The organism is Microcoleus sp. Pol12A5, from assembly GCF_036701435.1.
Taxonomy (GTDB): Bacteria; Cyanobacteriota; Cyanobacteriia; order Cyanobacteriales; family Microcoleaceae; genus Microcoleus.
Genome location: NZ_JAUBQU010000009.1, coordinates 85,525 through 95,416, shown reverse-complemented (window position 1 = coordinate 95,416; position 9,892 = coordinate 85,525). Strand labels below are relative to the sequence as shown.

General features: G+C 45.8%; 7 protein-coding genes and 1 pseudogene. 4 read left to right on the top strand and 4 right to left on the bottom strand.

Annotated features, from left to right (window positions below):
* Positions 1-114 precede the first annotated feature (114 nt).
* Positions 115-1,566 carry an NB-ARC domain-containing protein gene (locus QUA45_RS04510; RefSeq protein WP_333219685.1) on the bottom strand — a complete coding sequence of 484 codons (1,452 nt, stop codon included), beginning with the start codon at positions 1,564-1,566 and terminating at the stop codon, positions 115-117.
* Between the two features lie 161 nt (positions 1,567-1,727).
* On the opposite strand from QUA45_RS04510, the gene QUA45_RS04505 reads away from it, so the two are divergent.
* The 3 genes and pseudogenes from QUA45_RS04505 to QUA45_RS04495 form a co-directional block, all read left to right on the top strand.
* Positions 1,728-2,123 (top strand): hypothetical protein, encoded by a 396-nt coding sequence (locus tag QUA45_RS04505; RefSeq protein WP_333219683.1) that lies wholly within the window; start codon positions 1,728-1,730, stop codon positions 2,121-2,123.
* A 386-nt stretch (positions 2,124-2,509) separates the two neighbouring features.
* Positions 2,510-2,803, top strand: a complete 294-nt coding sequence (locus QUA45_RS04500) for a nucleotidyltransferase domain-containing protein (RefSeq protein WP_333095291.1) — start codon at positions 2,510-2,512, stop codon at positions 2,801-2,803.
* Between the two features lie 92 nt (positions 2,804-2,895).
* Positions 2,896-3,189: pseudogene (locus QUA45_RS04495) on the top strand (HEPN domain-containing protein); the annotation flags it as partial.
* Positions 3,190-3,377: 188 nt separating this feature from the next.
* Here QUA45_RS04495 and lpdA read toward each other — a convergent pair.
* Positions 3,378-4,814 carry a dihydrolipoyl dehydrogenase gene (gene lpdA / locus QUA45_RS04490; protein ID WP_333219681.1) on the bottom strand — a complete coding sequence of 479 codons (1,437 nt, stop codon included), beginning with the start codon at positions 4,812-4,814 and terminating at the stop codon, positions 3,378-3,380.
* Positions 4,815-5,260: 446 nt separating this feature from the next.
* Here lpdA and QUA45_RS04485 point away from each other — a divergent pair, with 446 nt between their 5' ends.
* On the top strand, positions 5,261-5,527 hold the full coding sequence (locus tag QUA45_RS04485; RefSeq protein WP_333078867.1) for a hypothetical protein: 267 nt from the start codon (positions 5,261-5,263) through the stop codon (positions 5,525-5,527).
* Positions 5,528-5,783: 256 nt separating this feature from the next.
* Here the strand turns inward: QUA45_RS04485 and QUA45_RS04480 are convergent, their stop codons facing one another.
* Both QUA45_RS04480 and QUA45_RS04475 read right to left on the bottom strand, forming a co-directional pair.
* Entirely contained in the window at positions 5,784-8,060 is a 2,277-nt protein-coding gene (locus QUA45_RS04480) for a lipopolysaccharide biosynthesis (RefSeq protein WP_333095294.1), read from the bottom strand.
* Between the two features lie 172 nt (positions 8,061-8,232).
* Entirely contained in the window at positions 8,233-9,810 is a 1,578-nt protein-coding gene (locus QUA45_RS04475; protein WP_333095295.1) for a polysaccharide biosynthesis/export family protein, read from the bottom strand.
* Positions 9,811-9,892 lie beyond the last annotated feature (82 nt).

Below are 9,892 nucleotides of genomic sequence, written 5' to 3'. Positions count from 1 at the left end.
GACTCATTACCTAGCTATAACTGTTGCCTCGTTTACCTATCTTTACATACTTCAGTCTTTTCAGCCCGACCTACTTAAGTGCGAACGGCTAAAACCCCAATTTTACTAAAAGGTCTATCGGGCTTCTTTTTCTATTTTTAGGCGGGAATAGTTAGTTTTGACATACTCTTTTAGTACCGGTGCAAGGGTAAAAAATGTGCGATCGCCCTCCGGGATTTTTTCAACTAATGAACGCCGTCCCAAGGATTGCATAATTTTCAAAAATTGCGATCTAGATAAATGCAGACTCTCTGGCACTTTTGAGAGGGAAACAGGCGCGGTTTCACTAGCTAGCCATGACATTACCTGTTTTTCTGACTCGGATAAGCTATTAAATGGCTGATGCAGTAAAGATTCTAAATCACCTAAAAATATTGTATCATCCGACAAAAATTCCGATAGGCTGCCGTTAAACAAATCTTGAATCATGGTAGCAACTATTTTTAACCACAAGGGATTGCCTCTGTATTGTTCAATTAGTTCTGACCATTTTTCATGTTCAGCTAAACCTTTTTCTCTAAGGATTTCCCCCCCTTCAGCACCTAAACCATTGATTTGTAACGATCGCACTGGCTGGTTTGTGCCTTCTAATGCGGCGACTTCTCTAGGCTTTTCCGAACTGAGCAACACTAAACAACTATTGTGAGATAATTCTGCTACCTGTCTGAATAGTGTGCCGTAATCTTCATATCCAGGTTTGTAATTGCCAGCGAGTTGTCCGCTGCTATTTATCATTTGTACGTCATCAAGTATCAGCAGGCAGCGGTATTTTTGTAAGTAGTTCAATAGGGGCCAACCCCCCGTGGTTGCCCCATTCTCTGGGACAACTACACTATCGGCATTTGGGGCGGGCACGGGGGCACCGCCCCTACTGAAGAATTGAATTATACTTGTTTGAAGTATTGGCAGGGGTGGAGATGTGGCGAGACTTCGCCAGATGACCAAATCAAATTCATGTTTGATTTGTTCTACTAGGTGTGCCGCGAGTGCGGTTTTGCCAATGCCGACTATGCCATGTATGGCGAGTAGGCGGGTGTTTTCGTGGAGAATGCACTGTTTGAGGGTGGCGAGTTCGGATGTGCGATCGTAGAAAATTCCCAACTTAGGCATTTCAGCTAAGAATTGACGCAATTTTGGTTCAGTGTTGCCTTTGTTTAGAGGTTCTTCATCGGTTGGTGAATTGGGGACTTTTGGGGACTGCAAACTATTTTCACAGACGCTGACGTTACCAATGTGTACAAAATCTTTATAGAAGTTCCCGAAACTTGAGAATTTTAATCGCTCGAATGTGACTCTAAAATTTGATTTATTGACTTCTTCACCTAATAATTCTGATAGTAGCTTCCATAATTCAGATGCACTATCTTTGACGTGGCCTTCACTACAGTGAGATTCATCTGCTATTCTTGAGTATTTCTGACATTGTAAAGTACCCCGCAGTATCATCTCTTGCAGATTGTCTAAGTGTTTTCCCGTATTAACAAAAACTAGGTCGTCTGCAATTTTTAAGACTTCTTGAACGTCCATAGGTTGCGTTGTTATTAGAGTTTAACTGATTATATCCTACTTTTTCCGACTTTTTTCGATTTGAGTCGGTTGTTGAAGTCCCGACTTTTTCCGACTGGCAAAAAAGAAGTTTTTGCAGATGATGTTTACATAAAGATTTCCACTCAACAGTTATGAAAGGTATGAAACGAATTTCCGGTGTTTTCTTCGTTCTAGGTTTAACTATTTCGATCCTTGCTTTTAACCTCCCAACAAAAGCCCAAAGCAATCTAAACACTGGAAATACTGGTAAGTCTGGTTATATTGCTCAGAATGATGATGTAGAGGTTTTTCGCAATCCAACGGAAGGAGATAATATTCCAGTTGATGTAACAGTAAAAGGTGCTAGTGGGACAAATAAGACAGCACGTCAGCAAGGCGCCAATGCTTTTTGCAAGGCAAATCAATATACCCAAGCCCTAACTTTTGATTACGCACGTGATAGTACCGTCGGCACTATGCAGTGGAATCCAAAAAGTGAGCAATGGGAATTTTGTGAAAGATGTACAATGTACCTGACGAAAGTAACTTGTAAGTAAGCCGATTATTAAGCTAGCTAAGCTACAACTAAGTACCGTTCTTAAATCAATAGTCCGGACATTTTTTAGGTCGTAGTCTGAAACCCTTCATTTTCTATTGGCAGCTTGATTGCCAATTCCCAGGAGTGAAATAAGAAAAAACGTAAACTGCTCGTGGCGATCGCCCTTCTATTATTGAAGTGCGATCGCTCTTTTTTTGAGTATCACTAATTCTTTTTCTCCAACACCATAGGGAATTTTTACCGCTTTGACAACCATTCATAAGACAAACTATAGTGAGTAGGAGAAAATCGGAGTGGGATATTTGGTATAACGAAAGAATCCCGATCGCCCTCCAATCATTTATAACAGATATGAGCATTAACGATAAACTTAAGAACATACTGATGCAATTAAGATCGCACTTCGAGCAACTGTACGGCGATCGCCTCACCCAAATGGTACTCTACGGTTCCCAAGCGCGAGGCGATGCACATCCCGACTCAGATATAGATGTTTTAGTAGTTCTGAAAGCGCCAGTCCAAGCGGGCGAAGAAATTGATAGAACTCTTCAGATAGTAGCAGATTTGTCGCTCCAAAATGATGAAGTGATTAGCTGCCAGTTTATGAATGAAGAAAAATTCACTAATTATCAAAGCCCTTTGCTCAGAAATATCCGTAAAGAGGGAATTTTAATATGACATCGGCTCAATTAAACTTACTCGCAAAAGCTCGTCAAAGCCTTTCAGCGGCTAAGTTAATGTTAGATGGCTAATACCCGGATTATGCAGCATCTCGCGCCTACTACACCATGTTTTATATAGCCGAAGCATTTTTAGAAGGAGAAGGGTTATCTTTTTCGAAACATTCCGCAGTCATTAGCGCCTTTGGCCGAGAATTTGCTCGTACAGGAAGAGTTCCTGTTAAGTTTCACCAATACCTCATCAGAGCTCAAGAATTGCGAAATGCTGGAGATTACGGCGAACTTGATGCCGTTACCAGCGCTCAAGCCGCAGAATCGATCGCCCAAGCTGAAGAATTTCTAGAATTAGCCCAAAATGCGATCGGCACTCTACCGCCGCCCTAAAATAGAATACCCAGATACCCGACTTCTTGAAAAAGTCGGGTATCTAAAAATAGCACTTACGCACGGGGGCGAGAAACCGGGTTTTTTTACGAAAATATTTCGTTCCCACCCACAGATTAGGTAAAAAACCCGGTTTCTTTGCGTGGAGTGCGTCCAGGTGTGTAAAACAAGAGCACAGCCCCTACAGATTAATGACTACCAGCTCCAGCCGCCCGTTTAAAAGCCTCATCCAACACTTCCGAAAGCGTCGGATGCGTGTGAACGCGGAATGCTAAAGTGTTCACAGAATCGCGCTGGGCGATCGCATTTGCCGCCTCCTGAATTAAATCCGAAGCGTGCAAACCGAAAATGTGAACTCCCAACAATTCTCCAGTATCTTTCCGGAAAATCACCTTAGCCGTACCGTCGGTTTCCCCTTCAGCAATAGCTTTAGAATTTCCCTTAAAATAAGTCTTGACAGAAGCTACCTCAAACCCTTCAGCTTTTCCTAACTCTTTGGCCGCAGGTTCAGTCATCCCCACATAGCTAATTTCTGGGTGAGTAAACGCCGCTGCCGGGATACTCAAATAGTCAACTTCGCGGGCACGGCCGCAAATATTTTCTACTGCGGCAATTCCCTGAGCAGACGCAGAATGCGCTAACATCATTTTGCCGTTAACATCGCCGATCGCCCACAAATTTTGCACCGGTTCTCCCGCCGCCAAAACCTGCATCTTATCGTTAACCGGGATATAACCGCGCATCGTTTCCACCCCAACAGTTTCTAACCCCAAATTCTTGCTTACCGGCACCCGACCAGTTGCTACCAAACAAGCATCAACTTCCAAAACTTCGACAACTTCCTTAGTTTTGAAATCAGCTAATTCAATAATTACCGGCGAACCGGGAGTAATCTTCTTCGCCAAAACACCTACTTTTGTTTCAATATCGCGGGGTGCAATTAACACTCGTTCTGCCAACTTAGCAATATCCGGGTCAAAAGTCGGCATCAATTGATCTAGAGCTTCAATCATCGTAATTTCGCAGCCCAGGGCTGTGTAAATATCCGAAAACTCCAAACCGATATAACCGCTGCCAATAATTGCGATCCACTTCGGCAGCGATTCCAACCTGACAGCATCATCGCTGGTAAATACAGTTTTGCCGTCAATTTCTATCCCTGGGGGGACGAAGGGAACCGAACCGGGAGCGAGAATAATATCCTTGGCGGTAATAGTTTTCTCGCCTTTATCGGTTTCGACGGTAATTTTTTGAGCACTGGCAATTTTGCCCCAACCTTGGATGACATCGACATTCAAACGTTTGAGGCTGTTGGTCAAGTCGCCGCGAAGTTTGCTAACAATAGTATTAGCGTGATTGGCGATCGCCCCGCGATCGAAATCCACACTGCCCAATTGAATACCCAAAGTCTTCAGGTGGTGGGCATTCCGCAAATCTCGCACCCGCCCGGAAGCCGCCAACAGCGCCTTCGAGGGAATGCAGCCGCGGTTGACGCAAGTCCCCCCCATGTCCCCTGCTTCGATAATTGCCACTTTCAGCCCGCAGCTAACCGCGTGTATGGCCGCGCCGTGTCCGCCCACGCCAGCGCCGATAATTGCTAAATCGTAATCAAATCCCTGAGTCACCTTAAAATCTCCTAATGCCTTTGAAATCTAAGGACTCAAGCAAAAAACACCGTCTCTCCGTCCTTTCGAGGTGGCGCGTTGCCATCGCAACCCTTGAACAGCGGTAATAGTTGCATAAGTCCTGTCTCCTTATTCTCGACTAGACTAGGGTTAATTAGACAACGAAAGAGCCTTAACTGAGATTTTTTCAGGGTCGATGATTTGGAGCTGGGTCTACACAACGTCTCAAATCACTCAGTAGGTGGGTGTACAGTTAAATACAGTTTGAAGGCTGACAATGCCCGCAGCAGGTTTGATATTGGGGCAGCAACTTGGGCCACAGGCATTCCCACCGCCCGGTTAAATTCTGTCCCCCTGCTTGTTTTAGTCGGTTTTCAGGTCTAATATCTGCACGCGCCTGGGCGGACAGACTTTGTTGGCAACTTTTGGACTCTATGGAGTGGTTTATGACGGATGACGATGACCAGAAAGATTTACGCCGGGCCTCGGCTCAATCATTTTTTGAGTCCCTGGATGAATTGTTCGATTCTATAGAATCGAACAGCAGTCAAGCTGCACAACCTCAATCTCCACCGCATCAGGCTAAGTCTTCGAGTCAGCCGAAGAAGACTAGACCTGCGAAAATTAATTTGTCGGATTTTGAAGATGCGATCGCCGATTTGGAACAGTTTATCCAGAGCAAACACCAGAAACGCCCGGAATCCAATCAATAGTGCGATCGACTCATTTTCAAGTAATGAATGTTGAGCTTGACTTTTCACTGTTGACTGTTCACTGTTGACAAGCGAAAAATTTTAGACCGAAGTTCCAGCTCCCAGATTCATCTGTGGAGTAAATTTTTCAATCTCAAATCTCAAATCTCAAATCGACTGGCTGTTAACGGTGCTTTCGGCTTAAGCTGCTTAGATTGCACCTACAAAATATTCACATTTGGTTGAGGATTGCTTTACAAGAATCAAGCCAAATAAATTATCTCAATTTACTATTAATAGCCTTGTTTTTAGGCTTTGACGGCTGCGGTAATTGCCTCGCTCGCACTTCGATCGCGCGATCGCCGATCGCACTCAAAGGCAACTCCAATTCATCAATATCATTGCGAAACTTCACCGGAATATCAGCACCGTTAATAATCGCTCCCAACAGCCGCGGCCCGGATTTATGCGACTCGTCTTCCTCAGATTCCAGCAACTGATCGGCCGCCTCAGACAACATACTAGACAAAGTGTAACCAGGCCGCGCCACCAAAATCATACCGTCCGTGTACGGTTCCAGCGTTAGCGCGTCGTTGCACTCGCTTAAAGCCGGAGAATCCACCACCACAAAATCAAAGCGGTTGCGAACATCCTCAAACAATCTCCGCATTTCGCTTGATTCTAGTATCGCGGAGGCTTGCCGCAAAAAGCCAGGACTCGGCACAACGTATAGATTCTCTACCTCTGGAACCAAAAGGACGCACTCGCTAATATTGCCGTAATAGTGCAAAGGTTCCACAGTCGCCAAAGGATCGGCAGCAATTTTCAAAGATTCAACATTAGAAGGCGATCGCAAATCTGCTTCAATTAGCAAAGTCCGTTTACCCGATCGAGCCGATGCAATTGCCAAATTGTAAGCACTAAAACTTTTCCCCTCCAAAGGCGCCGCCGAAGTCAGCAACACCACCTTCACCGGTTTGTTCCCGATCCGGCGCAAATTAGTACGCAACCGCTCGTAAAATTCCAAATAGGGAGAATTTACCTCCAAGGCGAGTGGCATTATTTCATCGCCGTAAGAATCAAACACCGTCACTTCAGGCAAAACTCCCAGTATCGGCACCTCTTTTTCCACCAAAGCCGCCCGCACTTCTTCCCAACTGTAAAACTTGCCGTTGAGCATCCCCAACAAAAATATCAACCCGCCGCCCAGCAGCAATCCCACAAATCCTCCCACCGCCAGCATCACGGGCAAACCTCTCTTGTTTGACTCAACGTCATCAGTTTTGGGAGGGTGGGCGATTGTCAAACTCCCCGTTGTCTCAGCTACCGCCGCCTCAGCATCTACCAAAGCCGACTGCATCTTGTCGTAGAGAGCTTTTTTGAACGCCACTTGCTGCGCTAACCGCGCTTGTTCTAACTGCTTGTTGGGGATTGTGGCGTGTTCCCGACGCAATTCTTGTTCAGTTTTCTCGATTCCTTGGAGTTGCTGTTGCAGCGTATCCCGCTGCGTTTGCAAAGCAATCAAAGTTTGAGCTAACTGCTGTCTGGCCGGATCTAAAGAAGAGTCTACCCGAATTCGAGCGGCACTTCTGAGCGGAGCAGCCACCCCGTTACCGCCGAGTACCTCAGATTGCCGCTGCTGCAACTGCTGCTCAAAAGCAAGTTTTTGTTTGAGCAATTCTACAATTTTTGGGTGTTCCTCCTGCAAGTCGCTGCGGAGAATTTTGAGCTGAGATTCGATCGAAAACAATTGCACTCGCAGTTGAGCAATAATTGGATCGGCAGAGAGTGCTTGAGCGACGTAAGCTTGCTCCACATTCAATCCCAAACGCTCCTGCAAACTGTTAATTTGAGCTTCAATTCCTCCCAACTGCACGCGGAGTTGCCGCTGCTGCTGTTGGCTGCTGGTAATCGCTAGCGGCAAAGCACCGCTCTGAGCTGCTAAAATTGAAGTTCCTTCTCGTTTTTCGTAGGCTTCAAGTTTTGCTTCTATTTCTCTGAGTTCCTGAGTTACTTTCGGCAAACGCTCGTTAATTTGGGCGATCGTTACTCGCAGTCTAGAAGTATTAATAGTTTTGCTGCGAACCACCATTTCGTTCATCACCGTCTTTACTACATCTACTGCTTTTTGGCGATCGGCATTTTTGTACACTACTTGAATCAAAGCGCTGGGGTCATTATTCTTACTCGGCATCTTTACCTGCACCTCTTTTACCAGCTTTTTAGCCAAATCAGGTATTTTTTCCGCTTCTTCTTTGTTTAATTTTCCTTCGGGTTTGATGAGTTTTTCTGCAGCAGGTTTAACCACCCATGTATCCAGCAGCATATCTTTAGTTATTTCTTGTCCTTCCTGTTGAATTTTAGTAGTAGTAGAAGAAAAAATCACGTTCGGTCTGTTGTATGCCAGCGTACCTGTTGCAACGTAAACTGGCGCCGCCTTTGGCTGCAGAGCCACTACTCCCGACACCCCCACAGTCACCGCGAAAGTAGCCAGTCCCACCCACTTGTATTGGTCGAAAGCAATTAAATAACGTTTGACAACGGATAAAGTCATGACGATTTTAGATTTTATATTTTAGATTTTAGACTTTAGATTGCTAATTGTTAACGATAACTAATGACTGCTGACTAATTCTACCAATCCCCCAAAAACCTGCAACTGTAGGTTCGCTATCTAAACTCATATCCCATAAGTCATTGCCCGTCGCCAATAGAAAATGGTATGACTACCTATCATTACGTGACGGGCCGAACAAATCTGTTACCCCATTTCTCAACTGCTCAAAGAACAGAATAAATCCCAAAGTATCCCGGAATGGTCGAGTAAAAGTATTGATTACATAACCAATGCGCTCTACCAAATTCCTACCAATAACAATCACATCATTATCTTCGAGCATCGGGTTCTGAGAAACATTGCCCTCCAAAGCAGCTTTAGCATCTATCGAACGGTTGATTGCTCTACCTTGCTTTTCGTCGAACCGAATCAGGGCTATTTTCCGCAAGTTAGCAAGATTAACAGGCAAGTTGTTGAGAGCATCCAAAAACCTGCTGCCATTTTCTACGTAGAACGAGGTCAAACCACCACTAGCGTAACTCAAAACTCGAACGTAGATCCTGGGTTTAATCAGAGTAGACCGCGAAACAAGAGCTTGGTCGTAATCTAGGTTTTTGGTACTAGCGTCCAATTCCGGGATGACAATCACATCTCCTGATGCCAAAGGAAAATCGAACAAATCGTTAGCGTTTGCTAGGGGAGTGTAGAGGTCGATTGGTTCCTCCACCGAGGAGCCGTCCATCAGCGTCCGCCGCACTCGTACCGCCCGCAAATCGGCTTTTCCCGTGACTCCCCCCGCAATCACCAAAGCAGCTGAAATTCGACCAGAACCCGCCGGAAGCGTGTAAAAACCCGGTTTGCTGACTTCTCCGGTGACAGTGATTTGGACGGGGACAGCAGCGGCAGCCAGGCTGTACCTGGATGCTAAATCTTGATCCGATTTACGATCGGGCGTAACCTGTTTATACGGTACGACGATCGCATCTCCATCTTCCAAACGCAAATCCGGCGGAGCAATACCAGTTTGCAGCGGTGTCAAAATATCAACAACTTGCTCCGCCACAGCACCTCCCGGCAGAGTCCGCCGCACCCGCACCGCCCGCAGTTCCGCCGTAGGATTAGTCCCAGCAGCAGCCGCCAGAGCTGCAGGAAGCTGGGGGGTTTGCAGCGGATAAAAACCCGGTCTGGCCACTTCCCCCGTCACCGTCACCACTACGGGGCGCTGAACCAGCAAAGCAGCCGAGACTTGAGGATTTTTAATAAATTGACCAAAGCGCTCCCGCAGGCGCTGCTGTGATTCTTCGACAGTAAGACCGCGCACATTTACTGTTCCGATTAGCGGCAGTACAATTACGCCTTCAGGGCTGATTGGACCTGTAAAACCTAGCTCTGGGAAGCGCTGAACTTGAACAGCAATCTGGTCTCCCGGGCCTAGGCGGTAGGGCCGATTCCGAAAAGCTGGGTTAATATCCCGGTTGAAATTGGCAGGCGGCGGTGGCGGGACCCGCAATGGCGGCGGCGCCACGAGCCGCTGGTCTCTTGGAACAACAGATTGAGCTAAAGCCGTTTCCGAAAAAATTTTGCTATTAAAACCCCAGAATACAGCAGCAAAAGATATAGTCCAAGCAGTTGAATACAGGCCTGCCAAGAAAAAAGCGAGGCGATTTTTAATTGTGGATTTTCCCCGCCTTTTCAGAGGATTTAAAAAAGTATTATTTTGAATAATGGCCTGACTTGTAAGTTTCATCTAAATATAGCGACGAGAAAAAACAATAAGATATTTTATGGGCGAGTTGAATCCTGATATTTACTAGGAAGCAGTTGATTTT

What these genes read in the sequence shown, in the direction of transcription:
- QUA45_RS04510 (WP_333219685.1), bottom strand. Translation starts at nt 1,566, where the DNA reads ATGGACGTTCAAGAAGTCTTAAAAATTGCAGACGACCTAGTTTTTGTT.
- QUA45_RS04505 (WP_333219683.1), top strand. Translation starts at nt 1,728, where the DNA reads ATGAAACGAATTTCCGGTGTTTTCTTCGTTCTAGGTTTAACTATTTCG.
- QUA45_RS04500 (WP_333095291.1), top strand. Translation starts at nt 2,510, where the DNA reads ATGCAATTAAGATCGCACTTCGAGCAACTGTACGGCGATCGCCTCACC.
- QUA45_RS04485 (WP_333078867.1), top strand. Translation starts at nt 5,261, where the DNA reads ATGACGGATGACGATGACCAGAAAGATTTACGCCGGGCCTCGGCTCAA.
- QUA45_RS04480 (WP_333095294.1), bottom strand. Translation starts at nt 8,060, where the DNA reads ATGACTTTATCCGTTGTCAAACGTTATTTAATTGCTTTCGACCAATAC.
- QUA45_RS04475 (WP_333095295.1), bottom strand. Translation starts at nt 9,810, where the DNA reads ATGAAACTTACAAGTCAGGCCATTATTCAAAATAATACTTTTTTAAAT.